At 72.8% G+C, this 21,121-nt stretch carries 12 protein-coding genes; 5 read left to right on the top strand and 7 right to left on the bottom strand.

Annotated elements, in window-relative coordinates; genetic code table 11:
• Window positions 1-26: 26 nt before the first annotated feature.
• Window positions 27-908, top strand: coding sequence for a TauD/TfdA dioxygenase family protein (locus HNR21_RS07510; RefSeq protein WP_182704597.1), 882 nt, complete (start codon window positions 27-29; stop codon window positions 906-908).
• 271 nt (window positions 909-1,179) lie between these two features.
• Here the strand turns inward: HNR21_RS07510 and HNR21_RS07505 are convergent, their stop codons facing one another.
• Both HNR21_RS07505 and HNR21_RS07500 read right to left on the bottom strand, forming a co-directional pair.
• Window positions 1,180-1,515, bottom strand: a complete 336-nt coding sequence (locus HNR21_RS07505; protein WP_182704596.1) for a hypothetical protein — start codon at window positions 1,513-1,515, stop codon at window positions 1,180-1,182.
• A gap of 87 nt (window positions 1,516-1,602) precedes the next feature.
• Window positions 1,603-2,769: a helix-turn-helix domain-containing protein gene (locus HNR21_RS07500; RefSeq protein ID WP_182704595.1), complete on the bottom strand. Its 1,167-nt coding sequence runs from the start codon at window positions 2,767-2,769 to the stop codon at window positions 1,603-1,605.
• Window positions 2,770-3,045: 276 nt separating this feature from the next.
• Between HNR21_RS07500 and HNR21_RS07495 the strand changes: the two genes are divergently transcribed.
• Window positions 3,046-3,369, top strand: a complete 324-nt coding sequence (locus HNR21_RS07495) for a hypothetical protein (RefSeq protein WP_182704594.1) — start codon at window positions 3,046-3,048, stop codon at window positions 3,367-3,369.
• 342 nt (window positions 3,370-3,711) lie between these two features.
• Here HNR21_RS07495 and HNR21_RS07490 read toward each other — a convergent pair whose 3' ends face one another.
• On the bottom strand, window positions 3,712-4,077 hold the full coding sequence (locus HNR21_RS07490; RefSeq protein ID WP_182704593.1) for a MerR family transcriptional regulator: 366 nt from the start codon (window positions 4,075-4,077) through the stop codon (window positions 3,712-3,714).
• A 62-nt stretch (window positions 4,078-4,139) separates the two neighbouring features.
• On the opposite strand from HNR21_RS07490, the gene HNR21_RS07485 reads away from it, so the two are divergent.
• Both HNR21_RS07485 and HNR21_RS07480 read left to right on the top strand, forming a co-directional pair.
• Entirely contained in the window at window positions 4,140-4,463 is a 324-nt protein-coding gene (locus HNR21_RS07485; protein ID WP_182704592.1) for a putative quinol monooxygenase, read from the top strand.
• A 165-nt stretch (window positions 4,464-4,628) separates the two neighbouring features.
• Complete coding sequence (locus tag HNR21_RS07480; protein WP_182704591.1) at window positions 4,629-5,714, top strand: IS630 family transposase; 1,086 nt, start codon at window positions 4,629-4,631, stop codon at window positions 5,712-5,714.
• Here the strand turns inward: HNR21_RS07480 and HNR21_RS07475 are convergent.
• From HNR21_RS07475 to HNR21_RS07465, 3 genes are all read right to left on the bottom strand, one after another.
• Window positions 5,711-6,352 (bottom strand): hypothetical protein, encoded by a 642-nt coding sequence (locus tag HNR21_RS07475; RefSeq protein WP_182708997.1) that lies wholly within the window; start codon window positions 6,350-6,352, stop codon window positions 5,711-5,713. The genes HNR21_RS07480 and HNR21_RS07475 overlap by 4 nt on opposite strands.
• A 61-nt stretch (window positions 6,353-6,413) precedes the next feature.
• The gene (locus HNR21_RS07470) at window positions 6,414-7,046 is read right to left on the bottom strand and encodes a hypothetical protein (RefSeq protein WP_182704590.1); all 633 of its coding nucleotides are present in this window, start codon (window positions 7,044-7,046) and stop codon (window positions 6,414-6,416) included.
• Window positions 7,047-7,353: 307 nt separating this feature from the next.
• Complete coding sequence (locus tag HNR21_RS07465) at window positions 7,354-7,950, bottom strand: TetR/AcrR family transcriptional regulator (protein ID WP_182704589.1); 597 nt, start codon at window positions 7,948-7,950, stop codon at window positions 7,354-7,356.
• A gap of 107 nt (window positions 7,951-8,057) precedes the next feature.
• Between HNR21_RS07465 and HNR21_RS07460 the strand changes: the two genes are divergently transcribed.
• Window positions 8,058-8,825 (top strand): SDR family NAD(P)-dependent oxidoreductase, encoded by a 768-nt coding sequence (locus HNR21_RS07460; protein ID WP_119726673.1) that lies wholly within the window; start codon window positions 8,058-8,060, stop codon window positions 8,823-8,825.
• Between the two features lie 109 nt (window positions 8,826-8,934).
• On the opposite strand, the gene HNR21_RS07455 is transcribed toward HNR21_RS07460, so the two are convergent.
• A complete protein-coding gene (locus HNR21_RS07455; protein WP_182704588.1) occupies window positions 8,935-21,090 on the bottom strand; it encodes a non-ribosomal peptide synthetase in 12,156 nt (4,051 codons plus the stop codon).
• Between the last annotated feature and the right edge of the window lie 31 nt (window positions 21,091-21,121).

The raw sequence follows: 21,121 nt of genomic DNA, 5'->3' as shown, positions 1-21,121 counted from the left end.
CGCAGTCCGTTCCAAGGAGGAGAACCATGCCCGAGTTCCGTCGGATCGGCGGCCGGATCGGCGCCGAGATCAAGGGCGTCGACCCCAACGAGCTGCCGCTGGAGGAGGTCAACGAGGCGCTGCTGGAGCACAAGGCGCTGGTCTTCCGCGGCGCCGGCCTCGACGAGGAGGGCCAGCTCCGTTTCGCCCGCCGGTTCGGCGAGCTGACCAGGGCGCACCCGACCGTTCCCCCGGTGGAGGGGCAGCCCGACATCCTGCCGGTGAACGGCGAGGAGGGCATCCGCTCGAACGTCTGGCACACCGACGTCACGTTCGTGCGCACCCCGCCGAAGCTGAGCACGCTGCGCGCCCTGGTCGTCCCGCCGTACGGCGGTAACACCCTGATCGCCGACTCCGCCGCCGCGTACCGGGACCTGCCCGAGCCGCTGCGGGAGTTCGCCGACCGGCTGTGGGCGGTGCACACCAACGACTACGACTACGCGCTGCCCCGCACCAACACCGACAGGGCGATCGAGTACCGCCGCACGTTCACCTCCCGCCGCTACCGGACCGCCCACCCGGTGGTCCGCGTGCACCCGGAGTCGGGTGAGCGGGGCCTGTTCATCGGCGGTTTCGCCCAGAAGATCGTCGGCCTGTCGGGCTCGGAGTCCCGCGACATCCTGCGCATCCTGCAGGCGTACGTGACCCGGCCGGAGAACATCCTGCGCGTGGTGTGGAACCCGGGCGACCTGGTCCTGTTCGACAACCGCATCACCCAGCACTACGCCCCCGACGACTACGGCGACCTCCCCCGGCTCCTCCACCGCGTCACGGTCGCCGGGGACGTCCCCGTCGGCGTGACCGGCGAGACCAGCTACATCGTCGAGGGCGACGACGCCGCCCACTACACCCCCGCCCAGGCGGCCTGAGAATCCGCCGTCCAGGACGTCCGCCCCCGGCCGCGGCTCCCGGGGGCGGACCCGGGACAGCCGGCGGATCGCCTTCACCCGGCTCCGCCCCGTACCCGACGCGCCGTGTCACCTCCGCCACCGACGCGTCCGGCTCCCGCAGCAGGCCGGCGGCCATGGACGGCCGCCACCAGGTGAGCCAGGCCGGCGGCGGGCGGGATCACGGTGAATGGCGTCGAGCGGGACGCTGACGGCGGGGGCGGCGGTCCCGGTCTTTCCCCCGGCTCCGGGATCACGACCGGCCCCGCCCGTTCACCTTGAGAGCGGCGACAATGGCGTCCGCCACGCTCTCCGGATCGTCCACCGGCCCGATCGCGTCACCGGTCCGGGCCCATGTGTACCGCCAGTCGCCCCCGACGTAATCCGCGCCGACCTCGACCGAATGGCTCGGCATCTCGGAATTGATCGCGTGCAGCACCGGTATCCCCTGCCGGGTCACGATCCCGCACGCCACTCCCGGCCTGGACCGAACGGCCTCGTCGAGCGCCCTGACGAAGATCCGCCGATCACTGGTCAGGACCGGCTCCTCCCCTTTGCCCGCCGCATGCCTTCCTTTGTCGAAACTCATGACACAGGACGTTAAGGGCGACGGAAAGACGCGTCACTGGCACTTTCCGCGACCGTTTCGGCGGAGTGTCACAGAAGGACGTTCGAGTCAGTACTCAAGGCGGATGAAATCGGCCATTTCTCGCATCTCGGGTGTGAGGGTCCGGCGCCTCGCCACGATGTCGCCCATGACGTCCCGGGCCATGCGCTGGTTGACGATCCATTCCGGGGCCTTGCGGCGGATGTCCTGCAGCACCTCGAAGGCGTCCCCGTAGCGGCGGAGCCGGACGTGGGCCTTGGCGACGTCCAGGCGATGGCGGTTGCGGCTTGCGGAGTTGGGGCGCTGCGTGGGCATATGGGCGACCCGCTCGGCTATCGCGAGAACCCGGTCCGGCCGATCCTCGACCATGGCGTTCTCGGCTCGCATCATGGCCACCCTGAGCGCCCCGAACGTGGTCTCGTAGTCAGCCGGGGACGCATACTCACGGCCTATGGCGGCGCTCGCCGCAGCGGCCAGCCGTAGTGCGTCCTCCGCCTCGCCCGGCTGGTTGTTGCGCACGGCCGCCGCCGAGATCCCCAGGAGCAGAAGGCCCCAGGCGTGCAACTCCGCGAGAGTCGCCCGGGACAGGCGCGGCTCCATTTCGTCGGCCCACTGGGCGGCCAGTTCCACACACTCGCCCATCATTCCGCGCCGCACCAGCAGCCAGCAGCGCGCGTTGATCACCGCCGCCGCGTCGAGCCGATCGGGCGCGATGTCGACGGCCCGCGCGAATGCCGTCTCAGCCGCGCCGTACTGCCGGGTCTGCACCATCAGCCTCCCGGCCAGGCGATATGCCCGAGATTGCAACGCCCGCCCCTCCGAGCCCAGAGCATCGGCGTCACGCAGCAGGGCGGGAATGGCCTCCCCCACCTCGGCATATCTGGTCTGCGGGTAGAGAAGCGTGACCTCATGCAACGCGCGCTCCACCCCCGACACGGTCGGTTCTTCGTCGGGCTCGGGCATGGGACGGCCCATGATCGCGTCACGGACCGCCGTCCACTGATCACCCGTCCCCGGCTCCTCCGGCTCCGGCCCGGTGATCAATTCGGCCGTGGTCACCCTGAGCGCGATGGCCAGTTTGCGCAGGGTCTCCACCCGGGTGTCCTCACGGTCACCCTGTTCCAGCTTGCGCACCAGAGAAAGAGAGACTCCAGCAAGCTGAGCAAGCTCACGCTGTGTCAGGCCACGACGCTTACGTGTTGACTGTAGGCGTTCACCAAGTCCGGGCGTGCTCATGCGACCAGCGTAAGCGGCCGCACGCCTTTCCGTAATTGCATCCGCCGTTTTCCGCGGTCGGTCGCCGAGGGCGGCCAGGCAGCGCCATTCTGCGAGAGCTGCCCTATGACCTGCGCAGATGGCGTTCCCCAGCGCAGGGCCAGAACTCATCCCGTGGAGGGCCTGCAACAGCAGAACGGCGTTCCGCAGATCGAAGGCGGCGGAGCCTTCACCTCACCCTGCCGGGTCACGGCCGGTCCGGAGACGGGATGCGCTCGCGGATTTAGGATCGGGCGGATGAAGGTTCCGCGTGGTCTGCCGTTCCTTGCCGGAATGCTGGTCGCCAACAGCGCTCCCCATCTCGCCACGGCGGTCACCGGGCGGCGGCACATGACGCCGCTGGCGGGGCGCGGGTCCGGTCCCGTGGTGAACGGCGTGTGGGCCGGTCTCAACCTGGCCGGGGGTCTGCTGTTGCTGCGCAGGGCGCGCCGCCACGGCGGAGCGCGCTGGGACGAGGACCTGGTGGCCTTCGAGGCCGGCTACCTCGCGTTCGCGCTGTGGATGGCCGGTTCGGAGCGCCTGTTCCCGATGAACTGGGACCGGGACGCCCAGGGCTCCTGACGAAGTGACCGGCGGGTCCCTGTAGGACCACTGGGCGGGTGGCCTCCCGGTGCGCGGCCAGGAACTCCCGCGTCCACTCGTCGAGCCGCCTGGCGCGCAGCGCGACCCCGGCGGCGGCCGTGCCCCTCACCCCGGTCCTGCGGAAGTCGTACCGGATGCGGCGCACCACCCGGTCGGCCTGCCGGTCGCCCAGGACGGGGCGGGGCGACCGGCTGTCGAGCGCCCTGCCGTACAGCGTGGCGAGCATCGTCTCCGGAGCGCCGGTGAGATCGACCCGTTCCTGCTCCATCCCTCACCTCCCGTCCCGGCATGCCCGTACCCGGCGCGGCGCACGGTGCCCGTCTACCGGCCGGCTGTGGCCAGGGCTCGGGTGGAGGCGTCGAGGAGGTCGCTGAGAGAGGCGCGGGCCTGCTGCAGTTCGTTGATGCGGGTGTCCAGGTCGGCCAGCTGGGTTCGGAGGTGGTCCAGGACGCAGGCGTCGAGTTCGGGGCCCTCCCCGATGAAGCAGGGCATGAGCTCGCGGATCACCTTCGTGGGCAGGCCGGCGGCCAGGAGCGTGCGGATCCGGGCGACCGTGGCGGGGGCGTCGGCGGAGTACTGGCGGTGGCCGCCCTCCGTACGGTGCGAGCTCAAAAGCCCCTGCTCCTCGTAGTAGCGCAGCAGCCTGACGTTCACGCCCGTCGCACGCGCCAGCTCGCCGATCTTCATGTGGCCCACCTCATATGGAACCGGCTTGAACCTCACATCGTGTGAGATTTTAGCGTAGGGCCATGACGACGACACGGCAGCCCATTTCCCTCTACGGTTTCCTGCGCCCCAGGCCCGAACGCGCCGACGAGGTCAGGCGGATCCTGACCGACCTCGTGGAGCCCTCCCGGAAGGAGGAAGGGAACCTGGAGTACCACCTCCACGAGCACGAGGACGGCCGGTTCTTCCTGTACGAGGTCTGGCGTTCCCAGGAGGACCTGGACCGGCACAACCAATATCCGCCGCTGCGGGCCTTCCTGGACAATCTGTCGGACTATCTCGAAGGCCCTCCCGAGGCTTACGTCAACACCATGGTGAGCCCCTATCCGGCACGTCACGACGAGTAGGCGACGTGCACGGTGGAGGCCGCTTCCGCTGTGGGAAGCGGCCTCCTGGAGATTCCGGACCGGTGCTGCCGTACGACCGAAACGACGGCCGTTGCGGCATCGCCCCGTCCGTGGGGTTCTAGTGTCGTGAGTCAATAATTCATTGTCACCCGTTAGGCTAGGGCGATGCCGAGCCCGAAGCTTGCTCCCGTGGTGTTGTCCGATGAGGAACGGTCGGTGCTGACCGGGTGGGCGCGTCGCCGGAAGACCTCGCAGGCGTTGGCGTTGCGGTCGCGGATCGTGCTGGCCTGTGCGGAGGGCGGCACGATCGGTGAGGTCGCACGGCAGGTCGGGGTCTCGCGGAACACGGTGTCGAAGTGGCGTTCACGGTTTGTGGCCGACCGGCTGGAGGGCCTGTCGGACGAGCCGCGTCCGGGCCGGCCGCGCTCGATCACCGATGAGCGGGTCGAGCAGGTCATCGCCAAGACGCTGGAGGAGACGCCCGGGCGCGACACCCACTGGTCGACCCGGTCGATGGCGTCGGCGACCGGGATGTCGCAGTCGGCCATTTCCCGGATCTGGCGGGCTTTCGGGCTCAAGCCGCATGCGATCGAGACCTGGAAGCTGTCGGCCGATCCGCAGTTCATCGACAAGGTCCGCGACGTCGTGGGCCTGTACCTGAATCCGCCCGAGAACGCCCTGGTCCTGGCCGTCGACGAGAAGAGCCAGATCCAGGCGATCGACCGCACCGCCCCCATCCTGCCGATCATGCCCACCACGCCGGCCAGGATGACGCACGACTACGTCCGGCACGGCACCACCAGCCTGTTCGCCGCCCTGGACATCGCCGGCGGTTCGGTCATCGCCCAGCATTACCGCAGGCACCGCCATCAGGAGTTCCTGCGCTTTTTGAAGCTGATCGACGCCGCGGTCCCCAAGGAGCTGGACCTGCACCTGGTGCTGGACAACTACGCCACCCACAAGACCCCCAAGGTGAAGGAATGGCTCTTGCGCCACCCGCGGTTCCACCTGCACTTCACCCCCACCGGCAGTTCATGGCTGAACCTGGTGGAACGCTGGTTCGCCGAACTGACCAACCGCAAACTCCGCCGCTCCGCCCACCGCAGCGTCACCGAACTCGAAGCCGACGTCCGCCGGTGGATCAACGAGTGGAACACCGACCCCAAGCCGTTCGTGTGGACCAAGACCGCCGACGAGATCCTCGACACCCTCGGCGCCTACTGCCAACGAATTAACGACTCACGACACTAGGCGGGGGTGGTCAGCCACTCGTCGTAGTGGGCCTGCTGGGCCTCGACGGTGGCGATCCGGTCGGCGGGGGCCTGGTCGAGGATCCAGGCGGTCTCGGTGGCAGGACGGCCGGGGGTGAGGAACGAGACCAGGTGGCCGTTGAAGGGGCTGGGAGGCTGGCAGCGGTAGGTGTCGCGGCGGGCGGCGTTGATGCACAGCCGCAGACCCAGGGGGTCGGTCCGGCGGCGGAGGTTCTGGATCGCGGCGAACAGGTCCTCGCCCTGGGCGGTGATCCGTTCGCCGGAGCCCATCTGCAGCTCGACGGACCACGGTGAGTCGGAGGTGACGACGAGCATCTTCTCGTCCTGGCCGCCATCGGGGAGCACGACGTTCACGACGATGGGGAGCCGGTCGGTGCTGCCGGTCCAGGTGGCGCCGGGCTCGGGCGGGCTCTCGTACTTCGCGGGGCACCAGGTGCAGCCCCAGCGCGCGCTCTCTACCACGCACCCGCCGAGGACGATCTCACCGGCGTCCAGAGCCCGCTTCAGTTCCTCGCTCCTGACCGGGAAGCCGTACATGAGCGGCGCCACCCGGCAGCCGCAACGCGGGCACAGCGGATGTCCGTCCTCCCCTGGCGTCTCGATCCTCCGGCTGCTCATTCGCGCTCCTCTCGTCCGCCTTCGTCCTGACTGATGGCGGAACGGGAGGCAGGGTTCGGGCCTAGGGAAAAGTGGTCAGCCACTCGGTGTAGTGGGCCTCCTGTTCCTGGACCGTGGCGATCTGCCCCACGGGGGCCTGGGCGAAGAGCCAGGCGGTCCTGGTCGGGGGGTGGCCGGGGGTCAGGAACGCGACCAGATGGCCGGTCAGGGGATCGTCGGGCGAGCAGCGGTAGGTGTCGCGGCGGGCGGCGTTCATGCACAGGCGCAGGCCCAGGGGGTCGGTCCGGCGGCGGATGTCCTGGAGGGCGGTGAACAGGTCGGGGGCCTCGGCCGACCAGACGTGGCCGTCGCGCAGGCGGAGTTCGAGGGACCAGGGATCGTCGGAGGTGATGACGAGGAGTTCGTCGGTGGGGGCGCCGCCGGGCGGGGCGACCACCGCGTTCAGGACGGAGCGGGTGCCGCCGGTCCAGGTGGCGCCGGGTTCGGGAGGCGTCACATAGCGGGCGTTGCACCAGGTGCAGCTCCAGCGGGCGTCGCCGATGACGCAGCCGCCCAGGACCAGTTCGCCGGCCTCGGCCCTGCGGACGAGATCCAGGCCAGGGCGGCCGTATCTGAGGGGCGCGACCCGGCAGCCGCAGCGCGGGCACAGCGGATGCCCGTCCTCCCCTGGCGTCTCGATCCTCTGCCTGACCAACGCGCGCGCTCCCGTCGACGGGTCCCGACCCTGCCGACGAACGGGATACGCGCCTGGTTCGCCCCGAGCAGGACGTTCGGCGATCTCTGGGAGGAACGACATCCACCGGCCGTCTCGACGGTGCGGCGGAACAGGACCGCCGGGCTCGGCCGCAGCCCGTTCCCCGGCCCCACCGGAGAACGCCGACCGCCCCACATGATCCGCCGGGCTCGGCCGCGCCCCGGGGCCCGGCGGAAGCCTGCTGCCACGGCCTCGCCCTTTCGCCCCGGGAGCCTGCCTGGTGCCGCCACGGCGAGGACCCGCGGCTTCAGCCCGGCAGGATCGCCTCGGCGAAGGCCCGGACCCGGCCTGCGGGGCCGTCGATGCCGAGGGACTGGACGGCGGCGTACGCGCCCTCCATCACCAGGAAGAGCCGGTCGGCCAGCTCGGCGGGATCGTCGACCGGGCGGGTCCGGGCCAGCTCCTCGGCGAGTTCGCCGAAGCGCTCGCGGACCCACCTCTTCAGGGCCACCGACTCCCGGTGACCGGCCACCCCGGCGTCGGGGAACTCGGTCAGCGCCATCAGGAAGGGGCACCCGCGGCAGTGCTCGGGCTGGATCCTCACGACGAGCTCGTCGAACAGCGTCAGGATCCGCTCGCGCGGGTCGCGCCCGTCGTCCCGGGTCGCCGCGGTGAACCACTCCCGGTAGGCCTGACCGGCGCGTTCGACGTACGCGGCGACGAGGTCGTCCTTGGAGGCGAACAGCCGGTAGAGCGTGGTGGGGGCGATCCCGGCCTCGGCGGCGACCTTGTCCACCCCCACGGCCCGGATGCCGTGCCAGTAGAACAGCTCGTGCGCGGTCTGGAGCACGTGCTCCCGTGTCTCCGCCGAGGTACGGCGCCGTGCGGTCCGCGTGCCGGTCATGGCGCCAGCCTAGCAATGTTAGGGAAAGTTCCCTAACCCTCTTGCCCCCCGGCCATCGCCCGGCCTATGTTGCTAGGGAACGTTCCCTAACATTCGAGGAGCACATCATGGGCGCTCTGACCGGCAAGACGGCGCTGGTGACCGGGGCCTCCCGGGGCATCGGGCGGGCCATCGCCGAGCGGCTCGCCGCCGACGGCGCGCTGGTCGCGGTGCACTACGGCAGCAACGACAGGGCGGCGCAGCAGACCGTGGCGGCCATCCGGGAGGCCGGCGGGCAGGCGTTCGCCGTGCGCGCCGAACTGGGCGTGGACGGCGACGTGGACACCCTGTTCGCCGGGCTCGAAGCGGGACTGGACGGACGGCCGCTGGACATCCTGGTGAACAACGCCGCCATCCAGGCCTACGACGCCACCGTCGAGAAGGCCACCCGGGAGGACTTCGACCGGGTGTTCGCGGTCAACGTGCGGGCTCCGCTGTTCGTCATCCAGCGAGCCCTGCCCCTGATGCCCGACGGCGGGCGCATCATCAACATCTCCTCGGGCGTCACCTGGTTCGCCACCCCCGAGGTCGTGTACTCCATGACCAAGGGCGCGATCAACGTCCTCAGCCGCTCCCTGGCGCACACCCTGGGCGCGCGGGGCATCACGGTCAACACCGTGTCCCCGGGGATCACCGAGACGGACATGAACGCCTGGCTGAACGAGGGCGAGTCCGCACGGCGGGTCGCCGACATGACCGCGCTCGGCCGCCACGGGCAGCCCGCCGACATCGCCGACGCCGTGGCGTTCTTCGCCTCCGCGGACGGCCGCTGGGTCACCGGCCAGACCCTCGAGGTCAACGGCGGCCTGTTTCTCGGCCCCACCGGGGAACGCTGACCGCCGCCGCACGGTGACACCACGGACAGACCCGCCGGGCTCGGCCGCGCCCCGAGCCCGGCGGATCCCCCTTCCGGGGGCCTGGAGTTCCCCCTCCTGGACGAGCGGGTCAGGACAGGGCGGCGAGCACCCCGGAGACCGTGGGAGAGGTCATCAGGGTGGCGATCTTGATGTTCTCGCAGCCCGGCTCCTGGCGGAGGCGGCGGACGAGCTTCATCGCCAGCAGCGAGTGGCCGCCCAGGTCGAAGAAGTCGTCGTCCGGTCCCACCGTCTCGACGCCGAGCACGTCGGCGAAGATCCGGCAGAACACCGCCTCGCGGTCGTCGTCGCGGCGCGCGGCGGCGGCCGTCTCCGGGCCGGTGACGCTGCGGGCGGTCAGCGCCGAGGGCAGCGCGCCGACCGGGGCCGCGGGGTCGGCGGCCGCCCTGCCCATCAGGTCGAGCAGGGACTGGGCCATGGTCTCGGCCGTCGAGTCGTCGAACAGGTCGGCCGAGTAGTCCAGGATCAGCCGCAGCCCGCCGTCCGGGGTCTCCCGGAAGATGAAGTCCAAGTCGAACTTCGCCGCCCCCGGCCCGAACAGCGCCTCCCGCTGCTCCAGGCCCGGGAAGCGCACGTCGCCCGCGCCCTGGTTCTCGTACCCGACCATGACCTGGAACAGCGGGTTCCGGCCGGGCACCCGCCGCGGGCGCAGCGCCTCCACCAGGGCCTCGAACGGCAGGTCCTGGTTGGCCAGCCCCGCCAGGTCGGCCTCCCGGATCCGCGCCACCAGGTCGGCGAACGACGAGTCGCCGGACACGTCGGCGCGCAGCACCAGCGTGTTGACGAAGAACCCGACCAGCGACCCGGCCGCCTCGTCGGTGCGGCCCGCCACCGGGCTGCCCAGCGGGATGTCCTCGCCCGCGCCCATCCGGTGCAGCAGCGCGGCGACGGCGGCCTGGCAGACCATGAACATGCTGGCCCCGCCCGAACGCGCCACCTTCCGCAACGCCTCCACCAGGGACGGCGGCAGGTCGCGGGTCACGGTCCCGCCGCGCTGCCCCACCGTGGCCGGACGCGGCCGGTCCACCGGGAGCGGGATCTCCTCCGGGATGCCCGACAAAGCCTGCGCCCAGTAGGCGAGCTGCCGCGCGTGCAGGCTGCCCGGGTCGAGCGGGTCGCCCAGCAGTTCCCGCTGCCACAGGGTGTAGTCGGCGTACTGGACGGCCGGCGGCTCCCACTGCGGAGCCCGCCCCTCCAGCCGCGCCGCGTACGCCCGCGCCACGTCCTGGGCGAACGGCCCGAACGACCACTCGTCGAACGCGATGTGGTGGAACACCGCCATCAGCAGGTGCTCGCGTTCCCCGGTCTCGAACACCGCCACCCGCAGCGGGATGTCGCGCGCCAGGTCGAACGGCCGGGCGATGAACTCCTCCGGCGTGCAGGTCGCGACCTCCAGCGCCGGGCGGGCCTGCTCGGGCGGCAGGATCCGCTGGTACGGGGTGCCGTCGTGCTCGGCGAACACCGTCCGCAGGGTCTCGTGCCGGGCGGTCACGTCCCAGATCGCCTGTTCCAGCGCCGCCCTGTCCAGGTCGCCGCGCAGGTGCACGGCCAGCGGCAGGTGGTAGGCCTGCCGGGGCCCGGCGTCCTCGCGCAGGAGCTGGTCCAGCAGCCACAGCCGCCGCTGCGCGAACGACAGCGGCACCCGCTCCGGCCGCTGCCGGGGCGTGAGCGGAGGCCGTTCCTCGGCGGCGGCCCGGCCGTGCACGCGGGCGGCCAGCTCGGCGACGGTCGGGGCCTCGAACAGGTCGCGGATCGCCAGCTCGCAGCGCAGCACCGACCGGGCCCGGCCGACCAGCCGGGTCGCCAGCAGCGAGTGCCCGCCCAGCTCGAAGAAGTTGTCGTCGATGCCGACCTCGGACGCCTCCAGCACCTCGGCGAACAGCGAGCACAGCAGCCGTTCCACCGGGGTCCGGGGCGCCCGGCCGGTGCCGCGCGGCCCGCCCCCGGAGGCGGCGTCCGGCGAGGGCAGCGCCCGCCGGTCCAGCTTGCCGTTCACCGTCAGCGGCAGGGCGTCCAGCGTCATGATCACGCTCGGCACCATGTAGCCGGGCAGCTTGGCCTTGAGCCCCTCCCGGACCCGGGCCGCCAGCGCCCCGTGGTCGCGCGCCGCCGCCGGGTTGTTGGCGTACGTCCTCCCGGGCACGGCGGGCAGGTGGGCCGCTCCCCCGCCGAACACCGCGTCATAGCACCCCACCTGCTCGGACGGCGTGAGCACCACGGACGGGTCCAGCTCGTACAGCACCTCGGGCTCGACGCCCTCGGGCGGCGCCTCCAGCAGGGCACGCGCCGCGTCGGGCGACTCGCCGTTCTCCAGCGCCCGCAGCGCCGCGACCTCACCGGACAGCCGCGGGTCGGGAATCCCCCGGACGCGGAACCGCCCGGGCAGCCGCGACACCAGATCCTCCGCCCCGGCCCATTCCACGACCGGGGTCTCCGGCTCCGCGTCGACGGCGGTCTTGTGGAAGGTCACGTCGTAGCGGTGGCGGGTCAGCTCGTTGTGGTGGACGCCGCGCTTGGTGCGGATCTCCAGACGTCCCGGGACGTCCAGCGAGGCGAAGAACGCCGGGTCGAGGAGGAGTTCCTTCTCCATGCGGACGGCGCGGTCCACCGAGGCCAGGTCGCCGCCGCCGCGGCCGAGCTGGATCGCGGCGTGGAAGGCGCGGGCCGACCGCAGGTCGCGGACGTCGCCGACGAAGAGGCGACCGCCGGGGACCAGCAGGCCCAGGGCCTTGCGGATCACGTCGGCCAGGTAGTCGGCGCTGGGGAAGTACTGCACCACCGAGTTGATCACGATGGTGTCGAAGAAGCCCTCCGGCAGCCCGGAGAAGTCGTGCGCAGGCTGGCACCGCAGCGTGACCGGCCAGGCCGGGTCCACGTCGCTGCGCAGCTTGGCGATGACGGGGGCGGCGAAGTCGGTGGCCCAGTAGCTCTCCGCGTCCGGGGCGATGCGGGACAGCAGCAGGCCCGTGCCGCAGCCGATCTCCAGGACCCGGCGCGGCTCGAGGGCCCGGATGCGGGCGACGGTGGTCTCCCGCCACTCCCGCATGTGCTCCAGCGGGATCGGCGCGCCGTCGTAGCTGCTGGCCCAGCCGGCGAACTCCTCGACGTGAACGGCCGTGCCGACCTCGGTGTACTCGTCGTCGTAGATCTGCTGCCACTCGCCGATCTGCTCGTCCTCGGCGCCCGGCCGCGCCACCCCGTCCGGGACGACGTAGCCGACCAGCCGCTTGACGCCCGGGACGTCGGTGTCGGCGGCCACCACCGCGGCCTGCCCGACGCCGGGCTCGGCCGCCAGCGCCGCCTCGACCTCCTCCAGCTCGACCCGGTAGCCGCGGATCTTGACCTGGTCGTCGGTACGGCCGAGGAAGTCGATGTTGCCGTCCGCGCGCACCCGCACCAGGTCGCCCGTCCGGTACATCCGCCCGCCGTCCGGGGAGAACGGGTCGGCGACGAAGCGTTCCGCCGTCAGGTCCGGCCGCCCCAGGTAGCCGCGCGCCAGCCCGGCCCCCGCGATGTAGAGCTCGCCCGGCGTCCCCGGCGGGACGGGCCGCAGCCAGGCGTCCAGCACGTAGCCGCGGGTGTTCCAGATCGGCTTGCCCACGGTGGGGGTGTCGCTGTCCTCGGTGCCGCCGCCGAGGGTGTTGATGGTGTACTCGGTCGGCCCGTACAGGTTGTAGCCGAGCACCCCGTCGGCCTGCGCCAGCCGGTCCCACACCGCCACCGGGACGGCCTCGCCGCCCAGCAGCACCAGCGGCGGCCGGTGCTCCCCGTCCAGCAGCCCCTCCTCCAGCAGGTGCTGCGCGTAGGTGGGCGTCACGTTGATCACGTCGATCCTGTGGGCCTGCAGGTAGGCGGTCAGCGCCTCGGCGTCACGCCGCAGGTCCTCGTCGCAGACGTGCACCTCGTGGCCCTCGATGAGCCACAGCAGCTCCTCCCACGACATGTCGAACGAGAACGACACCGTGTGCGCGATCTTCAGCCGCCGCCCGGCCGAGGCCACCACCGGGTCGAAGATGTTGGCCCGGTGGTTGTACTGCATGTTCGTCAGCCCCCGGTACGGGGTGATGACGCCCTTGGGCCGTCCGGTGGAGCCCGAGGTGTAGATCACGTACGCCGGGTGCTCCAGCCGTCCCGGCGTCCCGCGCTCGAAGCCCGGCAGTTCCTCGTCGGTCAGGTCGCCGCCCGGCAGTTCGGCCAGCCGCGCCGTCACCTGCGGGTCGTCCAGGGCGATGAGCGAGGCGTCGTACGTCAGCCGTTCGGCGATGTCGCGGTGCGAGACCAGCACGGACGGGGCGGCGTCGGACAGCATGTAGTCCAGCCGGTCCACCGGATAGTCCAGCTCCAGCGGCAGGTACGCCGCGCCCGTGCGCAGCACCGCGAACAGCGCGATCACCATCTGCGCCGACCGGGGCAGCGCCAGCGCCACGACCTTCTCCGGTCCCGCCCCGTGCGCCTTCAGCAGCCGGGCCAGCCGGTTGATCTCGGCGTTCAGCTCGGCGTAGGTCAGCCGCACGTCCGGCTGGGAGACCAGCGCGATCTCGTCGGGGATCTGCCGCGCCTGGTCGGCCAGCAGCTCCGCGATGGTCAGGTCGGGCACCTCGTGCTCGGCCTCGGCCCAGTCGGCGCGCAGCCGTTCGTGCTCGTCGGGCAGCAGCGGGTCGAGCCGGTGGCAGGGAGTGTCCGGGGCGGTGGCGATGGTCTCCAGGATCCGCACGTACCGGTCGGTGAGCCGCTGCGTGTCGGCCTCGGTGAACGCGTCGCCCCGGTACATCACCCGCAGCCGGGTGCCGGGCTCGGCGACCATCGTGATCGGGTAGTGGGTGGCGTCGCGGACCTCACGGCCGAGCACCCGCACGTTCCCGTCCGGCCCGAAGGCCCGGTCGACCGGCATCCCGGGGAAGTTCTGGAAGACGAACAGGGTGTCGAACATCGTGCCGAGCCCGGTCGCCTGCTGGATGTCGGTGAGCGCCAGGTGCTGGTGGTCGAACAGCTCCGACTGGGCGCTCTGCACCCGCTCCAGCACCGCCGCCAGCGGGTCGCCCGGCCCGGCCTGCACCCGCACCGGAACGGTGTTGAACAGCAGGCCGACGATGGACTCCACCCCGTCCACGTCGGGGTGCCGCCCCGACACCGACACGCCGAACGCCACGTCGTCGCGGCCGGTCACCGCCATCAGCAGCAGCCCCCACGCCGCCTGGTAGACGGTGCCGAGGGTGACGCCGTGCTCGCGGGAGAACGCCTCCAGCCGTTCCACCAGCCCGTCCGGCAGCTCCCGGTGGATCTCGCCGGCGGTGGCCAGGTCGGCGGGGCGGTCCAGCAGTTCGGGCTTGAGCAGCGCGGGGCTGTCGAAGCCCGCCAGCGCCCGCCGCCAGGCCGCCAGCGACTCGGCCCTGTCACGGCCGTTCACCCAGTCCAGGTAGGCGCGGAACGGGGTGACCGGGCGGGCGCGCTCGGCGTCGGCGTCGGTGTAGAACTCCAGCAGCGAGGTGACCAGCAGCCCGCCGGACCAGCCGTCCAGCAGGATCAGCTCGGAGGTCAGCACCAGCCGGTAGTCGTCCTCGCCGACCCTGGCCAGCCCGAACCGGATCAGCGGGGGCTCGTCGGGCACGAACGGCCGCGCCCGCTGGCCCTCGATGAAGCCCTCCAGCTCGTCGGCCCCGGTCACCTCGGCGTACGTCCACGGCACGGTGAAGTCCTCGGGGATGTACTGCACGGTCCGCGCCCCGTCGGTGCGGAACCCGGCGCGCAGGTTGGGGAACTTCTCCAGCACGTTCCGCGCCGCCGACGCCATCCGCTCGGGGTCCACCGGGCCTTCGAGCGTGACGACGGCCTGCTGCACGTAGATGTCGCGGCCCTCGCCCGCCATCATCAGGTGGAACAGCAGCCCCTCCTGAAGCGGCGACAGCGGCAGCTCCCCGCCGTCCCCGGCGACGGTCGCCTCGGCCGCCGGACCCGCGACGGTCGCCGCGCGGGCGATCTCCGCGATGGTGCGCAGCCGGAACACGTCACGGACGCCGAACGTCAGCCCGGCACGGCGGGCACGGGCGACGAGGAGGGCGGCGCCGATGCTGTCGCCGCCGACGCGGAAGAAGTCGTCGTCCGCCCCGATGTCGTCGCGCTCCACGATGGCCCCGACCAGCGCGGCCAGGGTCCGCTCGGCCTCGGTCCGCGGGGCGCGGCCACGGGCGGCGGGACGGCCGGGCTCGGGCAGGGCGCGGCGGTCGACCTTGCCGTTCGGGTTGAGCGGCAGCGCGTCCAGCACCACCAGCTCGGACGGGACGAGGTAGTCCGGCAGCAGTTCCCGCAGCCTCGCCTGCAGGGCCTCCGGGTCGGCCTCGCCCACGACGTAGCCGACCAGCCGCGGCCCGGGGTGCGCGGCGACGGCGGCCCGCTCGACCCCCGGCTGGGCGGCCAGCACCGCCTCGATCTCGCCCGGCTCGATCCGGAAGCCGCGGATCTTGATCTGGTCGTCGGCCCGGCCCAGGAACTCCAGGCCCCCGTCCCGGAGCCGCCGCACCCGGTCGCCGGTCCGGTAGAGCCGGGAGCCGGGCGGCCCGAACGGGTTGGCGACGAACCGTTCGGCGGTCCGGGCCGGGTCGCCGAGATAGCCGCGCGCCAGCCCGTCCCCCGCCAGGTACAGCTCGCCGACCGCGACCTCGCGCAGCGCGGAGTCCAGCACGTAGGCGGTGGTGTTGGCGATCGGGTACAGCGGTCCGGCCCCTTCGGCGACCAGGCTGTCGCCCGCCGCCTCCGAGCATCCGTACAGGTTCACCAGCCGGGCCGGGACGCGCTCGGCCAGCCCGGCGGGCAGCGCCTCGCCACTGCTGATCCAGGTGGTCACCGACCCCAGGTCCCCGGCCTCCAGCAGCGCCGCCAGCAGGCTCGGCACCACGGTCACGGTGCCGACCCGCCGCCGGTCGATCAGCTCGGCCAGCGCCACCGCGTCCGTCGCGGTGTCGTCGTCGGCGACCACGACCGTGTCCCCGGCCAGCAGCCCGCCGAGCAGTTCGGTGGTGCCGTCGATGAACGCCGGGGAGCTCTTGGCCACCCGCACGCCGGGCTCGGTCAGGTCCAGCCCCCACGCCAGCCGGTTGGCCAGCGCCCGCTGCGTCCCCACGACCGCCTTGGGCGTCCCGGTGGACCCGGACGTGAAGATCACGTACGCCGGGTGCTCGGGCCGCGGCTCGACCGCCCCGCGCGGCGGCGCGTCCACCGGCGGCTCGTCCCGGCCCAGCACCAGCAGCGGCTCGGCCGCCTCGAGCATGTGGTCGATCCGCGCCTGCGGATAGGTCACGTCGATCGGCAGGTACGCCGCACCCGACTTGACGACGGCCAGCAGCGCCACCACGAAGTCCACCGACCGCGGCATCGCGATGGCCACGATCTGCTCGGGCCCTGCCCCAGCGGCGGCAAGGCGGTCCGCCAGAGCCTCGGCCCGCGCGTCCAGCTCCGCATAGGTCAGCGTGACCTCGCCACCGGCCCCCAGCCCAGAGACGGCGGAACGCGCGGCACCATTCGAGCCACCGTACGGATCGGCATCGGCAGAGGCACCCGCCGGACGGCCGAAGCGGTCCGCCGGCTCGTGACCGGCGGCGGTGCTCGTTCCGGTCAGGGCCGGGCCGATCACGGCGGGGGCGTTGGGGGTGCGGGCGACCTGCGCGGCGAACAGCTCGGCCACCGTACGGCCGCCGAAGTCGCGGGCGGTGTCCGGATGAACGGGCGCGGGGAGCAGCGCCGACAGGGGGCGGTCCGGGTTCTCGGCGGCCCGGGTGAGCAGGTCGGCGAGGCGGTCGAGGAGGGCGGTGACGGTCTCGGGGTCGTAGAGGTCCTCGGCGTAGGCGGCGAAGCCCTGGATCTCGGTGTCGCCCTCGGCGAAGTAGACGTCCAGGTCGAACTTCACGCCGCCGGTCTCGGGGAGGAACGGCTCGGCCGCCACCCCGGGCAGGGACAGCCGCACGTCGTCCAGCCGCTGGTGGACGATCATGACCTGGAACAGCGGGCTGCGGGCCAGCGACCGTTCCGGTGCGAGACGTTCCACGACCTGCTCGAACGGCACGTCGGCGTGGGCGAACGCGGCCAGGTCGGTGCGGCGGACCCGCTCCAGCAGCTCGGCGAACGTCGGGTCGCCGGACAGGTCGGTGCGCAGCACCAGCAGGTTGACGAACAGGCCGACCAGGTCGGACAGGTCCTCGTCGGGACGACCCGCGATCGGCGTGCCCAGCGCCACGTCGTCACCGGCGCCGGCCTGCTGCAGGACGGCGGCCGTCGCCGCGTGCAGCACCATGAACACGCTGGTCCCGGTGCGCTGCGCCAGCTCGCGCGCCCCCTCCAGCGGCAGCCGGAACGGCACCAGCCCGCCCCGGTGGGTGGCCTCGGCGGGACGCGGCCGGTCCGGCGGGAGGGTGGTCTCCTCCGGCAGCCCGGCCAGCGCCTCCTCCCAGTGGCCGAGCTGGTCGCGGTGGTCCTGCTCGGCGTGCCAGACCGTGTAGTCGGCGTACTGGACCGGCAGCGGCTCCCAGTCCGGCGCCCGCCCCTCGACCCGCGCCTGGTAGGCGCGGGACAGGTCGGCCAGCATCGGGGTGAACGACCACTCGTCGGCGGCGGCGTGGTGCTGGAGCAGCACCAGCGTCCAGTCCTCGTCGCCCCTGCGCAGCAGCGTCGCCCGGATCGGCAGGTCGCGGCCCAGGTCGAAGACGTACCGTGCGGCGTCCGCCTCGGCCCGCGCCACCTCGTCGGCGGCCAGCCCCCGCACGTCCACGATGTCGAACGCGACCTCGCCCGGCGGCACGATCCGCTGCACCGGCAGCCCGTCCGGCCCGTCCACCAGCAGCGTCCGCAGCGCCTCGTGCCGGGCGACCACGTCGGCGAACGCCGCCCGCAGCGCGCCCGTGTCCACCGGCCCGCGCAGCCGCAGCCCCAGCGGCAGCGCGTACGAGGCGGACGGCCCGCGCAGCCGCTCCTCCAGCCACAGGCCGCGCTGGGCGGCCGACGCGGGGACGACCTCGGGCCGGGTCACCTCGCGCACCCGGCGGCGGGCGCCCTCGACCAGCCGCGGCGCCAGCGTCGCCACGGTCGGCGCCTCGAACACGTCCGCGATCGTCAGCTCCGCGCCCAGCACCGCCCGGATCCGCCCGGCCAGCCGGGTCGCCAGCAGCGAGTGCCCGCCGAGGGCGAAGAAGTCGTCGTCGACGCCGACCTCGTCCAGCCCCAGCGCCTCGGCGAACAGCTCGCACAGCGCCGCCTCCCGGGCGTCGCGCGGAGCCCGGCCCGACACCTCCACCTCGGGGGCGGGCAGCGCGGCCCGGTCGAGCTTGCCGTTGACGGTGCGGGGCAGCGCGTCCAGGGTGACCAGGGCGCTCGGCACCATGTACTCGGGCAGCAGCCGCGCCGCCGCCTCCCGTACCGCGGCCTCGTCCATCCCGTCCGGGCCGGGCACCAGGTAGCCGACCAGCCGCCGGTCGCCCGGCCGGTCCTCGCGGACCACCACGGCGGCCTGCGCGACCCCCGGCTGGGCGGCCAGCACGGCCTGGATCTCGGCGGGCTCGATGCGGAAGCCGCGGATCTTGACCTGGTCGTCGGTGCGGCCCAGGTACTCCAGCGTTCCGTCGCGGGTCCAGCGGGCCAGGTCGCCGGTCCGGTACATGCGGGTGCCGGGCGGCCCGAACGGGTCGGCGACGAAGCGTTCGGCGGTCAGGTCGGGCCGGCCGACGTAGCCGCGGGCGAGCTGCACGCCCGCGAGGTAGAGCTCACCGGGCACGCCGGGCGGCACGGGACGCAGCGCGGCGTCGAGCACGTAGGCGCGGGTGTTCCAGAACGGACGGCCGATCCCGGAGGCGGGCAGCTCGGCGGAGGTCGCCCAGATCGTCGCCTCGGTCGGCCCGTACACGTTGACGGCCTGCGCGGTGACCTCGGCGAGCGTGTCCGCCAGCGCGGCGGGCAGCGCCTCGCCGCCGACCAGCACCCGCAGTCCTCGCAGCGCCTCGGGGTCGAGCGAGCCGATCAGCGACGGGGTGCCCTGCACGATCGTCGCGCCGTCCAGCAGCCGGGCCAGGGCGGCGGGGTCGCGGACGTCCCGCCGGGACGCCAGCACCACGGTCGCCCCGCTGATCAGCGGCACGTACAGCTCCAGCGCCGCGATGTCGAACGCGATCGTGGTCACCGCCACCAGCCGGTCGGCGGCCGTCAGCGCCAGCTCCTCGCGCTGCATGAGCAGGAAGTTCGTCAGCGCCCGGTGCGGGATCGCGACGCCCTTGGGCCGCCCGGTGGAGCCGGAGGTGTAGATCACGTACGCCAGGTCGTCGCCGGTCACCGGCTGGGACAGCCCCGGCGCGGGCATCTCCTCGCCCAGCACCAGCACGTCGGCGTCCGCGGGCAGCACGTGCCGGGTCTCCGGGGTGACGATCACGCACAGCGGCCCGGCGTCCTCCAGCATGTAGGCGATCCGGTCGGCCGGGTGCTCGATGTCCAGCGGCAGGTAGGCGGCCCCGGACTTGAGCACCGCCAGCACCGACACCACCAGGTCGGGCGTGCGCGGCAGCGCCAGCGCGACGACCCGGCCCGGCCCCGCGCCGCGCGCCCGCAGCAGCGCCGCCAGCCCCGAGGCCCGCCGGTCCAGCTCCTCGTAGGTGAGGGAGCCGGTCCCGCTCTCGACCGCGACCGCGTCCGGCGTCCGCGCCACCTGCTGCTCGAACAGCTCGACCACCGTGGTCTGCGGCACGTCCCGCTCGGTGGCGTTCCAGGAGGCGATGCGGTCCAGCTCGGCCGCGTCCATCAGGTCGAGGTCGGTGATGCGGCGGTCGGGCTCGGTGACCGCGTGGCGGAGCAGGTTCTCCAGATGGCCGAGCAGCGCGTCGATCCGGTCGTCTTCGAACAGCTCCCGCCGGAACGTGGCCTCGACCACCATCCCCTGCGGGCGGACGAACGCCTCCAGCGACAGGTCGAAGTGGGTGGTCCCGTTGTGGATGTGCGTCCAGCTCGAGGTGACGCCCGGCAGGTCCAGGTCGCCGATCTCCTGCGCCAGGAACAGCAGCATCGTGTCGAAGAACGGCGACCGGCCGCGCTGCCGGGCGGGCCGCAGCTCCTCGATGAGCTTGTCGTAGGGCATCGCCTGGTGCGCGAAGCCCTCGGTGCAGGTCTCCCGCACCCGGTGCAGCGCCTCGCGGAACGTCGGCGTCCCCGACAGGTCGGTGCGCATCACCAGGGTGTTGCCGAAGTTGCCGACGAGCCGCTGGATCTCGGCGTGCTCGCGGTTCATGACGGCCGAGCCGATGGGGATGTCGGTGGCCCCGGTGTAGCGGTGCAGCAGAACGGCGTAGGCCGCCATCATCACCATGTACGGGGTGGCGTTCTCGCGGGCCGCCAGCTCCTTCATGCCCTCGGTGACGGCGTCGTCGAACCGCCGCGCCCGGCGTCCGCCGCGTTCCGACACGGTCGCGCCCCGGGGGTGGTCGGCGGGCAGGTCCAGCGGCGCGGGGGGCGGGTCGAGCCGCTTGCGCCAGTAGGCCAGGTCCTCCTCGGGCAGGGGCCGCCGCTGCTCCCAGGCCGCGTAGTCGGCGTACTGGATCGCCGGCGCCGGCAGCCCGTCCGGCTCGCCGGTGAGCGCCGCCCGGTACAGCGCCGACAGGTCCTTGGACAGCGAACCCCAGGTCATGCCGTCCCAGGCGATGTGGTGCACGACCAGCACGAGCCCGTACTCACGGTCGGCGAAGCGCAGCAGCTCGAGCCGGATCGACCGCTCGTTGCGCAGGTCGAACGGCCGCGCCGCGACCTTCGCCGCCCACGCCTCGGCCTCCTCCGGCGGGCAGTCCTGAACGGGTAGGTCGAGCGAGTCGTCGTCGTGCACGATCTGGACGGGCTCACCCGCGGCTTCCGCCGCCGCGTCGTCGTGCGCCTGGCCGCCCGCATCGACCGACGTCCGGCGCTCGGCGTCCGGGGCGTCGGCGTAGGTGGTGCGCAGGACGGCATGGCGGCGGATCAGGCCGCGCAGGGCGGTGCGGAGGGCGTCGACGTCCAGATCGCCCGTCATCCGGATGAGCAGGCAGACGTTGTAGGCCGGGCTCTCCGGAAAGGACGTGTGGTGCAGCCACATGCTGCGCTGTGCGTAGGAAAGAGGTGCCGGTCCGCCGGATTCCCGGGGCGTGATCCGGGAGGTGTCCTGGCCGAGGCCGCGCTGGGCCATCAGCCGCCGCATCAGTTCCCGTCGCCGTGCCGCCGTCTGCTCCTGCACGCTCAACTCTTTCGGTCCTGGCCCGCTGCGG

This window comes from Thermomonospora cellulosilytica (assembly GCF_014138835.1).
GTDB lineage: Bacteria > Actinomycetota > Actinomycetes > Streptosporangiales > Streptosporangiaceae > Thermomonospora > Thermomonospora amylolytica.
This window is presented reverse-complemented; position numbering and strand designations above follow the sequence as displayed.